This window comes from Micromonospora sp. DT178 (genome assembly GCF_049841695.1).
Classification (GTDB): domain Bacteria; phylum Actinomycetota; class Actinomycetes; order Mycobacteriales; family Micromonosporaceae; genus Micromonospora.
In genome coordinates, this window is record NZ_JBNCKV010000006.1 from 319,278 (window position 1) to 336,971 (window position 17,694).

At 73.8% G+C, this 17,694-nt stretch carries 16 protein-coding genes; 9 read left to right on the forward strand and 7 right to left on the reverse strand.

All coding sequences use genetic code 11. The features are described from left to right. Positions 1 to 271: 271 nt before the first annotated feature. The gene (gene rpsA / locus ACLQ22_RS14455) at positions 272 to 1,867 is read left to right on the forward strand and encodes a 30S ribosomal protein S1 (protein ID WP_425692696.1); all 1,596 of its coding nucleotides are present in this window, start codon (positions 272 to 274) and stop codon (positions 1,865 to 1,867) included. A gap of 104 nt (positions 1,868 to 1,971) precedes the next feature. On the opposite strand, the gene ACLQ22_RS14460 is transcribed toward rpsA, so the two are convergent. Both ACLQ22_RS14460 and ACLQ22_RS14465 read right to left on the reverse strand, forming a co-directional pair. Further along, complete coding sequence (locus tag ACLQ22_RS14460; RefSeq protein ID WP_425692697.1) at positions 1,972 to 2,601, reverse strand: GyrI-like domain-containing protein; 630 nt, start codon at positions 2,599 to 2,601, stop codon at positions 1,972 to 1,974. Continuing rightward, positions 2,594 to 3,118: a PadR family transcriptional regulator gene (locus ACLQ22_RS14465; RefSeq protein ID WP_425692698.1), complete on the reverse strand. Its 525-nt coding sequence runs from the start codon at positions 3,116 to 3,118 to the stop codon at positions 2,594 to 2,596. The genes ACLQ22_RS14460 and ACLQ22_RS14465 overlap by 8 nt, the downstream gene beginning before the upstream one ends. 108 nt (positions 3,119 to 3,226) lie before the next feature. Here ACLQ22_RS14465 and coaE point away from each other — a divergent pair, with 108 nt between their 5' ends. Continuing rightward, on the forward strand, positions 3,227 to 4,408 hold the full coding sequence (coaE, locus tag ACLQ22_RS14470) for a dephospho-CoA kinase (RefSeq protein ID WP_425692699.1): 1,182 nt from the start codon (positions 3,227 to 3,229) through the stop codon (positions 4,406 to 4,408). A gap of 4 nt (positions 4,409 to 4,412) precedes the next feature. Here the strand turns inward: coaE and ACLQ22_RS14475 are convergent, their stop codons facing one another. Beyond that, positions 4,413 to 5,780, reverse strand: a complete 1,368-nt coding sequence (locus ACLQ22_RS14475; protein ID WP_425692700.1) for a hypothetical protein — start codon at positions 5,778 to 5,780, stop codon at positions 4,413 to 4,415. Between the two features lie 389 nt (positions 5,781 to 6,169). Between ACLQ22_RS14475 and uvrB the strand changes: the two genes are divergently transcribed. Together uvrB and ACLQ22_RS14485 are read left to right on the forward strand one after the other, a co-directional pair. Next, positions 6,170 to 8,278, forward strand: coding sequence for an excinuclease ABC subunit UvrB (uvrB, locus tag ACLQ22_RS14480; RefSeq protein ID WP_121400642.1), 2,109 nt, complete (start codon positions 6,170 to 6,172; stop codon positions 8,276 to 8,278). Positions 8,279 to 8,405: 127 nt separating this feature from the next. Next, positions 8,406 to 9,266 carry a helix-turn-helix domain-containing protein gene (locus tag ACLQ22_RS14485; RefSeq protein ID WP_425692701.1) on the forward strand — a complete coding sequence of 287 codons (861 nt, stop codon included), beginning with the start codon at positions 8,406 to 8,408 and terminating at the stop codon, positions 9,264 to 9,266. Positions 9,267 to 9,407: 141 nt separating this feature from the next. Here the strand turns inward: ACLQ22_RS14485 and ACLQ22_RS14490 are convergent, their stop codons facing one another. Continuing rightward, positions 9,408 to 9,701: an antibiotic biosynthesis monooxygenase family protein gene (locus ACLQ22_RS14490; RefSeq protein ID WP_425692702.1), complete on the reverse strand. Its 294-nt coding sequence runs from the start codon at positions 9,699 to 9,701 to the stop codon at positions 9,408 to 9,410. Positions 9,702 to 9,801: 100 nt separating this feature from the next. Between ACLQ22_RS14490 and pnuC the strand changes: the two genes are divergently transcribed. The 3 genes from pnuC (at position 9,802) to ACLQ22_RS14505 (ending at position 12,957) form a co-directional block, all read left to right on the forward strand. Further along, complete coding sequence (pnuC, locus tag ACLQ22_RS14495; RefSeq protein ID WP_425692703.1) at positions 9,802 to 10,455, forward strand: nicotinamide riboside transporter PnuC; 654 nt, start codon at positions 9,802 to 9,804, stop codon at positions 10,453 to 10,455. Then, the gene (locus ACLQ22_RS14500; RefSeq protein ID WP_425692704.1) at positions 10,452 to 11,621 is read left to right on the forward strand and encodes an AAA family ATPase; all 1,170 of its coding nucleotides are present in this window, start codon (positions 10,452 to 10,454) and stop codon (positions 11,619 to 11,621) included. Before pnuC ends, ACLQ22_RS14500 begins: the two co-directional genes overlap by 4 nt. Before the next feature lie 334 nt (positions 11,622 to 11,955). Then, entirely contained in the window at positions 11,956 to 12,957 is a 1,002-nt protein-coding gene (locus ACLQ22_RS14505) for a TerC family protein (protein ID WP_425692705.1), read from the forward strand. Between the two features lie 65 nt (positions 12,958 to 13,022). On the opposite strand, the gene ACLQ22_RS14510 is transcribed toward ACLQ22_RS14505, so the two are convergent. Together ACLQ22_RS14510 and ACLQ22_RS14515 are read right to left on the reverse strand one after the other, a co-directional pair. Next, entirely contained in the window at positions 13,023 to 13,940 is a 918-nt protein-coding gene (locus tag ACLQ22_RS14510) for an NlpC/P60 family protein (RefSeq protein ID WP_425692706.1), read from the reverse strand. Positions 13,941 to 13,998: 58 nt separating this feature from the next. Then, positions 13,999 to 15,096, reverse strand: coding sequence for a mandelate racemase/muconate lactonizing enzyme family protein (locus ACLQ22_RS14515; protein WP_425692707.1), 1,098 nt, complete (start codon positions 15,094 to 15,096; stop codon positions 13,999 to 14,001). 125 nt (positions 15,097 to 15,221) lie between these two features. Here ACLQ22_RS14515 and ACLQ22_RS14520 point away from each other — a divergent pair, with 125 nt between their 5' ends. Continuing rightward, a complete protein-coding gene (locus ACLQ22_RS14520; protein ID WP_425692708.1) occupies positions 15,222 to 16,028 on the forward strand; it encodes a tyrosine-protein phosphatase in 807 nt (268 codons plus the stop codon). Between the two features lie 4 nt (positions 16,029 to 16,032). On the opposite strand, the gene ACLQ22_RS14525 is transcribed toward ACLQ22_RS14520, so the two are convergent. After that, positions 16,033 to 16,896, reverse strand: a complete 864-nt coding sequence (locus tag ACLQ22_RS14525) for a serine hydrolase (RefSeq protein WP_425692709.1) — start codon at positions 16,894 to 16,896, stop codon at positions 16,033 to 16,035. Between the two features lie 65 nt (positions 16,897 to 16,961). Between ACLQ22_RS14525 and ACLQ22_RS14530 the strand changes: the two genes are divergently transcribed. Next, the gene (locus tag ACLQ22_RS14530) at positions 16,962 to 17,627 is read left to right on the forward strand and encodes a class I SAM-dependent methyltransferase (RefSeq protein ID WP_425692710.1); all 666 of its coding nucleotides are present in this window, start codon (positions 16,962 to 16,964) and stop codon (positions 17,625 to 17,627) included. Positions 17,628 to 17,694 lie beyond the last annotated feature (67 nt).

Below are 17,694 nucleotides of genomic sequence, written 5' to 3' on the forward strand. Positions count from 1 at the left end.
TGCGGACCGGGCGACCCCCGCAGTGCGTGGCGCGGCGCCCGGCGCTACCGTTCACCCTGATGCTCCTGTGACGGACGCGACACCTGCGACGCCTTCCTGCCGATATCTCCGCTTTCGCAGCTGACGACGCGGCGAGAGGACGGGAGGCCTTGCACGCTGTGGTAATGCAGCGGGTAGGCTAGACGATGCGCTCGCGGATCGTGTGCCTCGGCAGGGAGCAGGTGCGCGGTCTCCGGGACCACTGGCGGAGCCACATCCATGATCTCACGCGATGATCTCTCGGTGTGCCCGGCGACGGATCCGCTGGCGCGAACAGGTCACCGCGACACACCAGCCTGCTGTGACACACCATCCGACCGGAGCAACCGCCCACATGACGAGCAGCATCGAGGCCCCCTCGAGCGCCACCCGGGTCACCCACGACGATCTCGGTTCCGAGGAGGCTTTCCTCGCCGCGATCGACGAGACCATCAAGTACTTCAACGACGGCGACATTGTCGAAGGCACCGTCGTCAAGGTCGATCGGGACGAGGTCCTGCTCGACATCGGCTACAAGACCGAGGGTGTCATCCCCTCTCGGGAGTTGTCGATCAAGCACGACGTGGACCCGGCCGAGGTCGTTTCGGTTGGTGACCACATCGAGGCCCTGGTCCTCCAGAAGGAGGACAAGGAGGGTCGTCTGATCCTCTCGAAGAAGCGGGCGCAGTACGAGCGGGCCTGGGGCACCATCGAGAAGATCAAGGACGAGGACGGTGTCGTCCGCGGTTCGGTCATCGAGGTGGTCAAGGGCGGCCTCATCCTCGACATCGGGCTGCGGGGCTTCCTGCCCGCCTCCCTGGTCGAGATGCGTCGGGTGCGCGACCTGCAGCCGTACGTCGGGCGCGAGCTCGAAGCCAAGATCATCGAGCTGGACAAGAACCGCAACAACGTGGTCCTGTCCCGCCGGGCCTGGCTGGAGCAGACGCAGTCCGAGGTGCGCACGGAGTTCCTCAACAAGCTCCAGAAGGGCCAGGTCCGCAAGGGCGTCGTGTCCTCGATCGTCAACTTCGGCGCGTTCGTCGACCTGGGCGGCGTGGACGGCCTCGTGCACGTCTCCGAGCTGTCCTGGAAGCACATCGACCACCCGTCCGAGGTCGTCGAGGTGGGCCAGGAGGTCGAGGTCGAGGTCCTGGACGTCGACCTGGACCGCGAGCGTGTCTCGCTGTCGCTGAAGGCGACGCAGGAGGACCCGTGGCGTCAGTTCGCCCGCACCCACGCGATCCAGCAGATCGTGCCGGGTAAGGTCACCAAGCTGGTGCCGTTCGGCGCCTTCGTCCGGGTGGACGACGGCATCGAGGGCCTGGTCCACATCTCCGAGCTGGCCGAGCGCCACGTGGAGATCCCGGAGCAGGTCGTCCAGGTCGGCTCCGAGGTCATGGTCAAGGTCATCGACATCGACCTGGAGCGCCGCCGGATCTCGCTGTCGCTCAAGCAGGCCAACGAGGGCTTCGTCGAGGGCGAGGAGCACTTCGACCCGACCCTCTACGGCATGGCCGCGACCTACGACGCCGAGGGCAACTACATCTACCCGGAGGGCTTCGACCCGGAGACGGGCGAGTGGCTCGAGGGGTACGACAAGCAGCGCGAGACCTGGGAGAACCAGTACGCCGAGGCGCGTCAGCGTTGGGAGGCCCACACCAAGCAGGTGCAGACCTCCCGGGCCGCCGACGCCGAGGCCGCTGCCAACCCGGCTCCGGCCGTCACCGGTGGTGGCACCACCACCTCGACCAGCGCGGCCCCGAGCCGCCAGGCCGAGGAGCCGGCCGGCACCCTGGCCACCGACGAGGCGCTCGCCGCTCTGCGGGAGAAGCTCGCCGGCGGCAAGTGACCCGCTGAACGACGACGGGCCCCGTCCCCGCGATCGCGAGATCGCCGGGGGCGGGGCTCCCGTCTTTCCGCACCGGCCCGCCACCGCCGGTGTCGTCGTCCCGCCTACGCACCCGACGCGGCGGCGACCGGTTGCCTCAGGATGGTGCGTTGCCTCTCGGGTGCGACCCTGCGGAAGTCGCTGAGGTAGATCTCGTGGTGTCTGCCCACCATCCGCAGCCCGTTGCCCGGGACGAACTCACCGTGCAGTCGCGCCAGCACCTCGGCCTCGTCGTCGAAGGAACCGACGTGCAGCGTCTGCACGCACCGCCCCTCGGACAGGGCCCCCAGGCGGATGTCGTCGAGGCGCGCCGGGCGGTTCCCGGCCCTGGCCTGCTCCACGGCGGCGCTGAACATGCCCTGGTCGATCCAGTCCGGCACCATGATCATGAGAGTCCAGTCCCACCGTGCCTTGTCGCGTCGCGCGGTGAAGGAGTCCATGTCCTCGGCCCACCACAGGCCCTCCAGGGGCGGGACGACGTAGTCCCGGCCGAGGTCCCGCCTGCTGGCGAACTTGAGCTTGTAGGCCACCGGGTAGAGGGCTTCGATGGCGCCGGTGAACGCCGGTGAGGCGTTCGGGTCGCCGTGACCGTCGACCATGAGGTACCGCGTGTCGGGCACGTCCAGGATCCGGAACCGGCCGCGTCCGGCCTGATAGGCGTCGAGGGTCTTCTTGAAGTCGGTCTTGTCAGTCATCAGGCACCTGGGCCCGGGTGGCGAGCCACTGCCTTTCTGCCTCCAGGAGGCTCAGTGAGTACGAGAAGACCTCCCGCGCCGGATGCGGGAGGGGGGCCTGCGACTGCTGCGCCATCCGGACCGACTCGATGCGGGCCTCGACCCGCGCCAGCCGGGTGCGCAGCGCCTGCGCGTACTGCCGGTCGGGGAGCAGGGGCAGGTTGGCGATGCCGACGAGAAGCGGGTGCCGGACCGGCTGCGGTTCCTCGATGAGGGCCAGCGCGGTGCGCGCCGCGGCCGCCCGGCCCTCGGCGGTGGCGTGGAACACACGGCGGGACTTCGGGGCGGCGGGAGCCTCGGGAACGTGGACCAGGCCGCGCTTCTCCAGCCTGGTGAGCAGGTAGTAGATCGAGGAGAACCCGATGTCGGACCACTGCCGGATGCCGCGTCGCGCGATCACCTGCTCCAGGTCGTAGCCGTGCCGGGGTCGTTCGATGATCAGGCCCAGCACGGTCAGCTCGGCGGTGGTCAGCTCCACGGCCTTATCCTAGTACTGGAATATGGCCGTGGAACGTCCCCCAGGGAACCCCGGTCCGGGGGTGCCCCCGGTGCCGGCCGCGCGGTGGTGATCCGGTTGACTGGTGCCGTGCTGAGGGTGGGACTGACCGGGGGAATCGGGTCCGGCAAGAGCGCCGTGGCGAGGCGACTGGCCGAGTGCGGCGCGGTGGTGATCGACTCCGACCGGATCGCCCGGGAGGTGGTCGCGCCGGGCACGGAAGGGCTGGCCGAGATCGTCGCGGCCTTCTCCGAGCGGGTCCTCGACGCCGACGGCGCACTCGACCGGGCGGCGCTGGGCGCGCTGGTGTTCGCCGACGAGACGGCGCGCCGCCGGCTGGAGGCGATCACCCATCCCCGCGTACGGGCCCGCTCCGCCGAGCTGGCCGCCGCGGCGGCACCCGACGCGATCGTGGTCAACGACGTGCCGCTGCTGGTGGAGGTGGGGCTCGCGCCCACGTACCACCTGGTGGTCGTGGTGCAGACGGAGGTGGCCACCCGGTTGGCGCGGCTGGCCCGCGACCGGGGGATGGACCGGGCGGAGGCCGAGCGGCGGATCGCCGCGCAGGCCGACGACGCCCGACGCCGGGCCGCGGCGGACGTGCTGCTGACCAACGACGGCAGCCTCGACGACCTGCACGCGGCCGTCGACGCGCTGTGGGGCGAGCGGCTGCGGCCCTACGAGGCGAACCTGCGCGAGCGGCGGCCGGCCCGGTCGGACCCCGTCGCCCTGGCGGAGGCCGACCCGACCTGGCCGCAGCAGTACGCGCGGCTGGCCGCCCGGATCCGGCACGCGGTCGCCCCCGCCGACCTGCGCGTCGACCACATCGGCTCGACCGCGGTCCCGGGGCTCGCCGCCAAGGACGTGATCGACATCCAGCTCACCGTCCCGACCCTCGCCGACGCGGACGGGCCGCTGGCCGAACGGCTCGCGGCGGCCGGCTTCCCGCGCCTGCCCGGCGAGTGGTGGGACAACCCCCGCCCGCCCGGCAGCGGCCGGTGGGAGAAGCGGCTGCACGGCAGCGCCGACCCGGGCCGCCCCGTGCACCTGCACGTCCGCCCCGTCGACTCGCCCGGCTGGCGCTACGCGCTGCTGATGCGCGACCACCTGCGTGCCGACCCGGACCAGCGGGCGGCCTACCTGGTGCTGAAGCGGGAGCTGGCGGCCTCCGCCCCGGACAGCGCCACCTGGACCACCGCGAAGGACCCGTGGTTCGACGAGGAGCACCTGCGCGCCGAGCAGTGGGCGGCGCAGACCGGCTGGCGTCCCTGACCGGTCAGCGCCCCCCGGCCGGGGGCCGGGGCGGCGCGACGAGCCGGGGCACCGTGGTGGGCGTCAGGTCGAGCTGGGCCCAGGCGCCGGCGCGGGTGCGCAGCTCCAGGCGGCGCAGCGCGCCGGACCGGTCGATCCAGTAGCGCAGCAACCCCCGGGACGTGCGCAGCTCGACCACGTCGACGCTCTTGCCGGCGACGCTGTCGCCGCGTACCCGCAGGGCGGCGCCCCGCCCGCCGGACGATCCGGCGGCCCGCAGCGCCGCGTCGAGCAGCAGGCCCAGGTCGCCCGCGCGCCGCGGGTCGGCGCGCCAGCCCCGGGCGGGCGGCGGCAGCGGAGGCCGCCCGGGCGACTCCACGGTGCCCGGGACCGTCGCGGCCGGCACCTCCGCCCGGCGCACGCCGGTGCCGTCGAGGCGCAGCAGCGTCCGGCGCCGCGGCACGCCGAGGTCGGCGACGGCGACGTACGCGGCCCGCCCGCTCCAGCTCACCCAGCCGGATCCGCGCAGGTTCGTGGCGGCGGCGACCGGCGCGGTCAGGGTCACGGCGGCACCGCCGCGGGCGCGCAGCCGGGCGGGCAACCGGTCCAGCCGGCCCCGCTCGGCGCTGGTCAGGGCGCGGGGCTGCCCGGGGCGACCGCCGAGGGCGTCGACCGGCCGCAGCGTGGGCCGGTCGCTCCGGTTCAGCTGCACGGTCACCGGTCCGACGCCGGCCAGCCCAATCTCCAGCCGGTGCAGCCGCGCGTCGTGGTCGAGCCAGTAGCGGGGGAGCCCGCCCGGCGCGGGGGTCGAGGCGCCGGGACCGGGCGGCGGTGCCTGGAGGATGTCGACCGGTGCCGCCCCGACCGTGGCCCCACCGACCCGGCGCGCGGCGTCGGCCGGCGGCTCCGGGCGGTCCGAGGCGAGGCGGAAGAGCAGGTCGAGCACGGCGGCCAGCCCCTGCCCGGCGGGCGGGTCGTGCAGCCGCCAGCGGTCCGTCGGCGGCACCAGCGGGGGCGGCGCGGGGGTCGGCACCGCTGTCGGGTCGGGGCGCAGCAGGACCACCGTCGGGGTGGCCTGGAGCAGCCCGCGCTCGGCGCCCGCGCCGGGCCCGCCGACGTCGAGGTAGACCAGCGACCGGGACCAGTCGGCCCAGCCGACCAGTTCGGTACGCGCCGCGCCGGCACCCGCCGTCACGCGTACCCCGGCCCGCAGGTCCCGGTAGTTGGTGACCCGCATCGCGGCCAGTCGCTCGCGCTCGTCGCCCGTCAGCGCCCTCGGCTGCTCCGGCCGCTCGGGCGCCCAGCTCGCCAGCACCACGACCAGCGCGGCGGCCGAGAGCACGGCCACGGCCGCGAGCACCAGCAGGACGGTGCGCCGACGGCCGGTCGCCACCCGTGGGATGCCCCCGGTGTGCGCGTCATCGCATGCCGGGGGGCCCTGCGGCGGGCGCGGCGGGCCGGAACGGGCGGCGGAGGTCTCCACGGGAGGTTGAACGGGATTCACCCCCGTGGGGTGACGAGCAGGGGCGCTCGCGGCGGCCGGTCAGCGCCTCACGCGCGACCACGTCGGGTGCGCACGCCGGGAGTGCCGGGTGCTGCGACCCCTGTGCCGGGGGCGGGCCGGCCGTGACGGCCTGGCCACCTGCCCGGGCGGCCGCCGCGAGCGGCCTACACGGAGAGCGTAGTCCGGTGAGATGCGCCACACAATGCGAATATCGAAGCCGATCACGGACCGGGCGTAGTCGCGCCGCGGTGTCGGACCCCCGGCGTACCGTTGGGGTCATGGCGCTCGACATTCCCCGGCTCGACGGCCGTTTCCAGGTCATCAGCGAGTTCCAGCCGGCCGGCGACCAGCCGGCGGCGATCGACGAGCTGGAGCGTCGGGTCCGGCGCGGCGACCGCAACACCGTGCTGCTCGGCGCGACCGGCACCGGCAAGAGCGCCACCACCGCGTGGCTGATCGAGCGGGTGCAACGGCCGACGCTGGTGCTGGCGCCCAACAAGACGCTCTGCGCGCAGCTGGCCAAGGAGTTCAGCGAGCTGCTGCCGCACAACGCGGTCGAATACTTCGTCTCCTACTACGACTACTACCAGCCCGAGGCCTACATCCCGCAGACCGACACCTACATCGAGAAGGACTCCTCGATCAACGAGGAGGTCGAGCGGCTGCGGCACTCGGCGACCATGTCGCTGCTCACCCGCCGCGACGTGATCGTGGTGGCCACCGTCTCGGCGATCTACGGCCTGGGCACCCCGGAGGAATACCTCGACCGCGCGGTGCGGGTCGCGGTCGGGCAGGAGCTCGACCGTGACCAGCTGCTGCGCCGGCTGGTCGACATCCAGTACTCGCGCAACGACATGGCCTTCAACCGGGGCACCTTCCGGGTCCGCGGCGACACGCTGGAGATCATCCCGGCCTACGAGGAGCTGGCCGTCCGGATCGAGCTCTTCGGCGACGAGGTGGAGAAGCTCTACTACCTCAACCCCCTCACCGGCGACGTGGTCAAGGAGGTCGACGGGCTGGTCATCTTCCCGGCCACCCACTACGCGGCCGGGCCGGAGCGGATGGAGCGGGCGATCCGCGACATCGAGGCCGAGCTGGCCGAGCGGCTGGCCGAGCTGGAGCGGCAGGGCAAGCTGCTGGAGGCGCAGCGGCTGCGGATGCGCACCACCTACGACATCGAGATGATGCGCCAGGTCGGGTTCTGCTCCGGCATCGAGAACTACTCGATGCACATGGACGGCCGGCTGCCGGGCAGTCCGCCGCACTGCCTGCTCGACTACTTCCCCGACGACTTCCTCACGGTCGTCGACGAGTCGCACGTGACCATCCCGCAGATCGGCGGGATGTACGAGGGCGACGCGTCCCGCAAGCGGATGCTGATCGACCACGGCTTCCGGCTGCCCAGCGCCGCCGACAACCGGCCGCTGCGCTTCGACGAGTTCCTGGAGCGGGTGGGCCAGATGGTCTTCCTCTCCGCGACGCCCGGCCCGTGGGAGCTGGAGCAGGCCCAGGGCGAGTTCGTCGAGCAGGTGATCCGGCCCACCGGTCTGATCGACCCGGAGGTCGTCGTCAAGCCCACCAAGGGCCAGATCGACGACCTCATGCACGAGATCAAGCTGCGCACCGAGCGCGACGAGCGGGTGCTGGTCACCACGCTGACCAAGAAGATGGCCGAGGACCTGTCGGACTACCTCCTGGAGAACGGCATCCGGGTGCGCTACCTGCACTCCGAGGTCGACACGCTGCGCCGCGTGGAGCTGCTGCGGGAGTTGCGCAAGGGCGACTACGACGTGCTGGTCGGCATCAACCTGCTCCGGGAGGGTCTCGACCTGCCCGAGGTGTCGCTGGTCGCCATCCTCGACGCCGACAAGGAGGGCTTCCTGCGCAGCGGCCGGTCGTTGATCCAGACCATCGGCCGGGCGGCGCGGAACGTCTCCGGTCAGGTGCACATGTACGCCGACAAGATCACTCCGTCGATGGCGGAGGCGATCGGGGAGACCAACCGGCGGCGGGACAAGCAGATCGCGCACAACGAGGCGCACGGCATCAGTCCCGAGCCGCTGCGCAAGAAGATCCACGACATCCTCGACGACATCTACCGCGAGGCGGAGGACACCGAGAACAGCCGCGTCGGCGGGGCCGTACGGCAGCTCTCCCGGGGCAAGGCACCGGTCAAGGAGACCCGCAGCCGCAGCCGGACCGGCGGCGCCGGGCCCGCGCGGGAGGGGATGGCCCGGGCCGAGCTGGCCCAGCTCATCCAGGAGCTCAACGACCAGATGCTGGCCGCGGCGCGGGAGCTCCAGTTCGAGCTGGCGGCCCGGATCCGCGACGAGGTCGCCGACCTCAAGAAGGAGCTACGGGGCATGGACGCGGCCGGCGTGAAGTGAGCGGCCCGGTCCCGCCCCCCACCTGGGCGGCGGTGGCTGGCGACCGGGCGGCTGATTGCGGTACGCGAGCAACCTATTGCGCTCAGTGATCGTCCTGCCCTACTCTCCCTCGGTGGGGAGGCTGGGGATGCCGTTGCCAACGAGTCCGGTCATTCGTCGCGCCCGGCTGGGCGCCGAGCTGCGTCAGCTGCGACGACGGGAGGCGCTGACCCTGGAGCAGGTCTGTGACCGGCTGGGTTGGGCCTCCACCTCGAAGCTGTCCCGCATCGAGCTGGGGCAGAGCCGGCCGGACCTGGCCGACGTGCTCGACCTGCTCGACGTCTACGAGGTGCCGCCGCCGCAGCGCGACGCGCTCATCGTCATCGCCCGCGACGCCGCCACCAGCCGGGGCTGGTGGAAGGCGCTGGGGGAGATGGGCGAGCGGCAGCGCACCTACGCCGAGTTGGAGGCCGGGGCGGCGAGCATCGTGGACTGGCAGCCCGCCGTCGTGCCGGGGCTGCTCCAGACTCCGGCGTACGCCCGGCTGCGGATCGCCGCCGGCCGGCTGCTCGACCCGGCCCTCGACGTGGAGGCCGACGTGCGCGCCCGGGGGCTGCGGCACGAGGTGCTGCGGCGGACGGATCCGCCCCGTTACACGGCGCTGCTCGCCGAGGCGGTCTGCGAGGCCGGCGACACCCCGCCGCAGGTGTGGCGGGAGCAGCTGCGTCACCTGGTCGAGCTGGCGGCCCTGCCGCACGTGACGATCCGGCTGCTGCCGCGGGGCGTCGCCGCGCGGGGCGGGGCGCAGCCGCTCACGCCGTACTCCTGCTACTCGTTCCCCGACCCGGCCGACCCGCGCACGGTGATGCTGGAGGCGCTCACCACCGACGTGCGGCTGGTGACGCTCGCCGACGTCGACCGCTACGAGCAGCTCACGGGCTGGCTGCTGGACGCGGCCCTCGGCCCGGAGGAGACGGTCGTGACGCTGAGCCGGCTCGCCGCCGGCTGAGCCCGGCTCACCCGTGGCGGCGGAGGCCGCCCGGCGGTCGGGCACCCGGCGCCGCGCGGCAACCGGGCCCGGCGCCCCCGAGCCCGTCGGGACCGGCGGCCGTCGCGTGCACGGCGCACCCTAGGGCAGGGGTACGACAGCTCAGGCCGGCACGTCCACGAAGTGCTCGACCAGCGGCGGGTTGGCGAAGTGCGGGCCGATCAGCGCCCGCCACTGCGCGAAGCGCTCGGTGGCGCGGAAGTTGTCGTTGTGGGCCTCGACCGAGTCCCACTCGACCAGCAGCACGAACCGGCTCGGGGACTCGACGCCCCGGGTCATCCGCACGGACCGGCAGCCGGGCGTGCCGGCGAGCACCGGATGCCCCTTGGCGTACGCGGCGGCGAACTCGTTCTCGTGTCCCGGCAGTACGTCGATGAGCGCGACCTCAAGCACCATGCCCGGAAGCCTTTCACGCCGCCGTGCGGGCCGGACGCCGCGGGGGCCTGTTCCCGCAGGCCGGGCGGATCTAGGGTGGGCGCGCGGAAAGGGGAGGCGAATGATCGACTGGCTGACCGGCACGGCGTTCACCGTGGCGGGCACCGGCACCACCTGGGCGGAGCTGCTGGGCTTCGCCACCGGGGTGCTCAATGTCTGGCTGGTGGCCCGGCAGCGGATCGCCAACTGGCCGGTCGGCATCGCCAACGTGCTGCTGCTGATGCTGCTGTTCTGGACGGCCGGCCTCTACGCCGACGCCGGCCTCCAGGTCGTCTACGTCGGCCTGGGCCTGTACGGCTGGTGGGCGTGGCTGTACGGCGGCGAGCGGCGCACCCGGCTCACGGTCGGCCGGACGGGTGGCCGGGAGTGGTGGGCGCTGGCGGCGGCGGGCGTGGTGCTGACCGGCGGGCTCTGGGCGCTGCTGGACCGGGCCACCGACTCCACCGTGCCGCTGCCGGACGCGCTGACCACCGCGCTGTCGCTGCTGGCGACGTACGGGCAGACCCGCAAGCGGGTGGAGAGCTGGTGGCTGTGGATCGCCGCCGACCTGATCTACATCCCGCTGTACACCTACAAGGGCCTGTACCTCACCGCGGCCCTCTACGTGATCTTCCTCGGGCTCTGCGTGCTCGGGCTGCGCGAGTGGCGGGCGGACCTGCGGCGCGGCGCCGCCCCGACCCCGGTGCCCCCGGGCCCGGCGCCGGCGGCGGCGTGACCGGGGCGGGCCCCGCCGACGGCGTGACCGGGGCGACGGGCGTCGGCGGCGTGACCGGGGAGGCGGGCCTCGGCGGTGGGCCGGCCGCGCCGGAGTTCCGGCACGCGATGGTGGTGGGCAAGTTCTATCCACCGCACGCGGGCCACCACGCGCTGATCGAGGCCGCCGCCGCCCGCTGCGCGGCCGTCACCGTGGTGGTGGCGCCGTCCCGCCGGGAGTCGATTCCGCTCGCGCTGCGGCTCGACTGGCTGCGCGAGGCGCACGCGGCCACCCCGTGGGTCCGCTTCGTCGGCCGCTACGACGACCACCCGGTGGACTACGCCGACCCGGCGGTCTGGGACCTGCACTGCGCGGTCTTCCGGGAGGCGCTGGGCGGGGCGCCAGTGGACGCCGTCTTCTCCTCCGAGGCGTACGGCGAGGAGTTGGCCCGGCGGTTCGACGCGGTGTCGGTCTGCGTGGACCCGGGGCGGCGCGGCGTGCCCGTGTCGGGGACGGCGGTGCGCGCGGACCCGGCGGGCCACTGGGACCGGCTCAGCGCGCCGGTGCGGGCGTGGTTCGTCCGGCGGGTGGTGGTCCTCGGCGCGGAGTCGACCGGCACCACCACGATGGCCGCCGCCCTCGCCGCGCACTACGGCACCCGCTGGGTCCCGGAGTACGGCCGGGAGCTGACCGCGCGGAAGCTGGCCCGGCTGCGCGGGCGGGATCCGGCGGCCACGGTCTTCGACGTGGTCTGGGACCGCGACGACTTCGCCGAGGTGGTCCGGGAGCAGCAGGCGGCGGAGGACGCCACGGCGAGGTCGTGCGGCCCGCTGCTGTTCTGCGACACGGACGCGCGGGCCACCGCCGTCTGGGAGGAGCGGTACCTGGGGTCGACGTCGGCGCGGGTGCGCGCGGCGGCCCGGCGGCCCGCGCTGTACCTGCTGACCGACCACGTCGGGGTGCCCTTCGACGACGACGGGCTGCGCGACGGCGAGCACCTGCGGGCGTGGATGACGGGGCGGTTCCGGGCGGAACTGGCCGGCTGCGGGGTGCCGGTGGTCGAGCTGACCGGCCCGCACCGGCGGCGACTGGCTGTCGCGGTGGCCGCCTGCGACGCCCTGCTCGCGGCGGGTTGGCCGCTGGCGGACCCGATGGTCGCCGCCGACCAGGAGCACCTAGCCTCCTAGGATGCCCTACGGGCGGTGTGGCCGATCTCGATGTGACCCGCCCACCAGCATCGATGCCCCGGGGTGGGAAAGGACACTCACGACCCGGGATGCGGCCACTGGCGGCGGTGGGCAAGAATGACGGGCGAGGAGGGGAGTATTCCCCCGCGACGGAGTCGTCAGCACGGTCGAGCGCCGATCCTGGATGCGCGACCCGGCCCGTCGGTCGCCGCCCCCTCGGGGACGGCGACGGAAGAGACCTCCGTCAGTCACCAGAGTCAGCGTCGCCGGCACACCGCGTCCACCGAGGGCGTACGGTGTGCCCGTCGTTGCGTGTCTGCCGGAGGAATGAACCTTGGACGTGTCCGGACTGGTCTGGGCGGGGACGCTCGTCGCCCTGACCGGGATCCTGCTCGTGGATCTGCTGATCGTCGGTCGACGGCCGCACGAGCCCAGCGTGCGTGAGTCGAGCCTCTGGGTGGGCTTCTACGTCGCCCTGGCCCTGCTCTTCGGCGGTGGCGTCTGGCTGGCCTCCGGGGCCAGCGCGGCCGGGCAGTTCTACACCGGCTGGCTGACGGAGTACAGCCTCTCGGTCGACAACCTGTTCGTCTTCGTGATCATCATGGCCCGCTTCGGGGTGCCCCGGCAGTACCAGCAGAAGGTGCTGCTCATCGGCATCGTGCTGGCGCTGGTCATGCGGGGCGGGTTCATCGCGGCCGGCGCCGCGTTGATCTCGCAGTTCTCCTGGGTGTTCTACATCTTCGGCGCGTTCCTGATCTACACCGCGATCAACCTCGCCCGGCAGGGCGAGCCCGACGAGGACGAGTTCTCCGAGAACCTGCTGATCCGGTGGAGCCGTAAGGCGCTGCCGATCTCCCGGGACTACGACGGCGCCAAGCTGACCACCCACACGGTGAAGGGCAAGCGGATCTTCACCCCGATGCTGATCGTCATGATCGCCATCGGCACCACCGACCTGATCTTCGCGCTCGACTCGATTCCGGCGATCTTCGGCATCACCCAGGAGCCGTACCTGGTCTTCACCGCCAACGTCTTCGCGCTGATGGGCCTGCGGCAGCTCTACTTCCTGCTCGGTGGCCTGCTCAACCGCCTGATCTACCTCAGCTACGGCCTGGCCGTGGTGCTCGGCTTCATCGGCGTCAAGCTGGTGCTGGAGGCCCTCGCGGACAACAGGCTGCCGTTCATCAACGGCGGCGAGCACGTCTCCTGGGCCCCGCACATCCCGATCTGGCTGTCACTGACGATCATCCTCGGCACCCTCGCGGTGGCCACCGTGGCCAGCCTGGTCAAGTCCTCCCGCGACCGGCGGCGGGTGCTGACCGACGCCCGCCACTGAGGCGTACGCGACGCGACGAGAGGGGCGCTCCGGGTCGGGAGCGCCCCTCTCGTGCCGTACGCGGGTCAGACGCGGTGCACGCCGACCAGGGTGGCGGTGCGCTCGTCGGGCAGCCGCTCCTCCAGCACCCGACGCCGCAGGTAGCAGGCGTGCAGCATCCGCCGGTCGTCGCCGGGGCGCGGGTCGGCGGTGACGATCCCGATGTGGTGGATCCGGCGTCCGGGCCGGGCGAAGAAGTAGAGGTCGCCGGGGCGTTCCGCGCCCAGCGGCACCGGCGTGGTCACCGTCGCCTGGTCGCTGGCGTCGCGCGGCAGCAGCACGCCGAGCCGCCGCCAGGCCAGGTGGACCAGGCCGGAGCAGTCGATGCCGTGCGCCGACACCCCGCCCCAGATGTAGACGACGTCGACCAGGCGCTGCGCGACGGCCAGCACCTCGTCGGCCGACGGGGGAGTCGTGGGCATCGGCACCGCGTCGGCGCCGGGCAGCCAGAGCGGCGCGGAGTGGGCCGGCGCGTGCACCGGTTGCCAGCCGTCGACCGCCGGCCCGGCCGGGATCAGCCGGGTGCCCAGGATCACCCCGGGAAGCACCTCGGCGCCGCCCGGCGCGTCGCGCAGCGCGGTGACGGTGGCGTCGACCACGAGCGGGTCGGCGTCGGCGGTGCCGGCGACCGGGGCGAGCTGCTCGGTGGGCAGCCAGCCGGGATAGCCGCGCGGGTGCAGCCGGGGAGCCGGCTGCTCGACCGCCACCACGTGGGCCCAGCCGTCCGGGCGCAGTTCGGTGACCAGCACCCGCTCGCCCAGCAGCAGCTGGCTCAGCACACAGTCGCCGACCTGCTGGTCGGTGTCCATGCCGGAGATCCAGGCGGCGATGTCGGTACGCGCGGCCAGGGCGGGGCCGTCGACGGGGCGTACCGCCTCGGGGCAGCTCCAGAGGGTCGCGACCGCGACCCGGACCACGGCCTCCCGGCCCGGTTGCAGCTCCACGTCCACCCCCAGCTCGCGCCGATCGTTCCCGCGACCATATGAAAGTTTTCGACGGGCATCAACAAGTAGTCTGCATCTTTGCTTCAGTCACGGAGCTGATGCCGAGCCCCGGCGCGTCCGGCAGCACGACGGTCGCGCCGTCGTACCGCAGGCCGCCGCGCACCGGCGACCAGGCCAGCCACCAGGCGGCGTCCAGGTCGGCCACGGCGGTGGTGCCGTAGGCGCCGACCAGGCTCGCGGCCGCGCCGATGCCCACCTGGCTCTCCATCATCGATCCGACGACGGTGCCGAGGCCGTGCGCGGCGGCGAGGTCGAGCAGCGTCCGGGCCGGATGCAGGCCGCCGCACTTGGCGAGCTTGACGTTGACCATGTCGGCGGCCCGGCGGCGGATCACCTCGACCAGGTCGCGGACGCCGAAGACCGACTCGTCGGCGAGGATCGGCACGTCCACCCGGTCGCTGACCCAGGCCAGCCCGTCCAGGTCCCAGCGGGCGACCGGCTGCTCGACCAGTTCCACGTCGAGCCCGGCGTCCTCGACGCCACGGATCACCCGGACCGCCTCGCGCGGGGTCCAGCCCTGGTTGGCGTCCAGCCGGATGCGGACCCCGTCGCCGACGGCGGAACGCACCGCGCGGACCCGCTCCAGGTCGCCGGCGGCGTCGGTGCCCACCTTCAGCTTGAGCACGCCGAAGCCCTCCGCCCGCCGCTGCCGGGCCGCCGCCGCCAGGTCCACCGCGTCGCCCGCGGCGAGCGTGACGTCCGTGGGCACCCGCAGGGCGGTGCCCCCGAGCAGCCGCACCAGCGGTACGCCGAGCCGCCGCGCGGCCAGGTCGTGCAGCGCGACGTCGACGGCCGCCTTGGCCGCCTCGTTGCCGACGACCGCCCCTTGCACCTCGGTGCAGCGGGCCACCAGGTCGTCGGCGTCGCGGCCGGTGAGCGCCGGGCCGAGCAGCTCGCGGACGCACGCCTCGGAACCGGCGACCGACGCCCCGGTCACCTGCCACACCTGCGGTGCCTCGCCGAAGCCGGACCGGCCATCGGCATCGACCACCTCCACCACCAGGGTCTCCACAGTGGTGGTGCGGCGCAGCGCGGTGACGAACGGCGTGTGCAGGGGGGCGGAGAGCCGGTGGGTGCGTACCGCGGCGATCGTCATGTGCGGCACCCTATACGGGCACGGGCAGGCGAAGGGGAGGCCGGCATGAGCGGACGAAGTGAGCGAGTCACCGGGCGTGGGGCGGTGCTGCCGCAGGGCGGCACGGAGCGCAGCGGAGCGCCGGCATGAGCGGGCGAAGCGAGCAGGGCTGGGAACTGGTGGGCGCGCCGAACGCGCGGGACCTCGGCGGCCTCGTCGGCGTCGACGGCCGGAGGGTGCGTCCCGGGGTGCTGATCCGCACCCCGGCGCTGGGTCGGCTGACCGACGAGGACCTGCCGGTGCTGGCCAAGCTGGGCCCGGCCTGCGTGGTCGACCTGCGGGACCACTCGGAGACGGCGGTCGCCCCGCCGGACCGGCTCACCGGGGAGCCGCGGGTGGTGCACCTGCCGGTGCACGACGCCGAGCACCCCGTCTTCACGTACGTCTCGGCGGTGCTGCTCGGGCACGACCTGGGCGCGTACGAGGCCCTGGCGGAGCAGGGCACCCCGGCGGCGATGGCGGCCATCTACCGCTGGTTCGTCAGCGGCGAGTCGGCGCGGGCGAACTTCGGCGCGGCGGTGCGGCTGGCGGCCCGGGCGGAGAACCTGCCGCTGGTCTACCACTGCTCGGCGGGGAAGGACCGCACGGGCTGGTTGACGGTGTTGCTGCTCAGCGCCCTCGGCGTGGACGAGGCGGCGATCCGGGCGGACTACCTGGCGAACAACCGGCTGACCGAGAGCCTGCGGGAGGTCCTGCTGGAGGCGATGCGCCGGCGGATGCCGGGGCTGGACGTCGAGGCGGTGCGCCCGGTGCTGGAGGTGCGCGAGGAGTACCTGGACGCCGCGTACGCGGAGGTGCGTCGGGTGCACGGGTCGTTCGGGGCGTACCTGCGCGACGGGCTCGGGGTGACCGACGACGTGCTGGCGGCGCTGCGGGGGCAGCTGCTGGAGTGAGGCGTCAGGGGCGCAGGTCGCGGCGGGCGTCCCAGGCGGCGGCGGACACCCGCGCGATCAGCCGGCAGGCGTCGTCGTCCTCCTCGCCGCCGGGGCCGCCGTCGGCGAGGTCGGTGGTGGTGCACACGACGACGGCGTACGGCGGCGCGTCGTCGGGGAAGACCACCCCGGCGCCGTGGCGCACGCCGCGCACCCAGCCGTTCTTGTGCGCGATCCGGGTGCCCTCGGGCAGCCCGGCGGCGAGGTCCTCGCGGTGTTCCTGGGCGAACAGCACGTCGAGCATGGCGGCGCAGCCGGCCGGCGAGGCCAGCGGGCCCGGGGTGCCCGCGCCGGCGCCCAGCGCGCCGAGCAACGCGGCCAGGTCGGCGGCGGTGACGAGGTTGGTGACGCCCGCCTCGCGGGCCGCGAAGTCCTCGATGCCCCGGCCGGTGACGCTGTACCGGGCCCCGGCGAGGTCCCACACCCGTGCCACCGCCGGCAGTCCGACGTGGCCGATGACCAGGTTGGTGGCGAGGTTGCTGGAGCGGACGATCATCCGGTGGGCGAGCCAGCGCAGCGGCGCGCCGCCGCCGAGCCGCTCCCAGACGGCCTCGTCGTTGTCGTAGTGCCGCGCGCAGGAGAACCGGGGCGCGCCGGGCAGCGCGGAGTCGAACTCGTTGCGCACCGGCACCGGCGCGTCCAGGTCGAGGGTGCCGGCCTCGGCGGCGCGGTGCAGCGCGACGAGCACCGCCGCCTTCATGGTGCTGGCCGCGTAGTGGGTCGCGTCGGCGTGCCGGGTCCAGGTGGGGGCGGCGCCGACCCGCCCCACGTACGCCGACACGGTGCCGGGCACCCCGTCCAGATGGGCGTCGAGCTCGTCCCAGGTCATGCGGCTGACCGTAACGGATCGCCGACGGGGCGGCGGGCCGGGGCGATCGCTCGTACCGTGCGGGGATGACGGTTGCCGCCTACGACGCGCACGCCGACTGGTACGAGGCGTTCGCCACCGACACGTCCAGCGACTACATGACCCGGGTCCGCGCCCGGCTCGGCGACCTGCTCGGGCCCGGCCCCGGCCGCTGCCTCGACCTGTGCTGCGGCACCGGGCTCCAGGCGGCGGAGCTGCGCCGGCTGGGCTGGGACCCGGTGGGGGTCGACCTGTCCGCCGGGCAGTTGCGGCACGCCCGGCCGCGCCTGCCGGTGGCCCGCGCCGACGCGGCGGCGCTGCCGGTGGCCGACGCCTCGGTGCCGGCGGTGGCGTGCGTGCTGGCCCACACCGACGTGCCCGACTACGCGGCGGTGATCGCCGAGGCCGCGCGGGTGCTCGCGCCGGGCGGGCGGTTCGTCCACGTCGGAGTGCACCCGTGCTTCACCGGGGCGTTCGCCGACCGCTCCGACCCGCAGCGGATCGTGATCGACGGCGGCTACGCCGAGCGGGAGCGCAGCTTCCGGGCGTGGACGCCGCACGGGGTGCGGGTGCGCGTCGGCGCGTGGCACGTGCCGCTGGCCGACCTGCTTAACGCGGTCACCGACGCCGGTCTGACCCTGGTCCGCACGGCCGAGGCCGGCTCCGGTCCGGTGCCCGACCTGTTCGCCTTCCTCGCCACCCGCCCCGCCTGACCGCTGCCGTGGGGCCGGGAACGGGCGGAGCCCGGACCACGTGGGGCGGTCCGGGCTCCGGGATCGG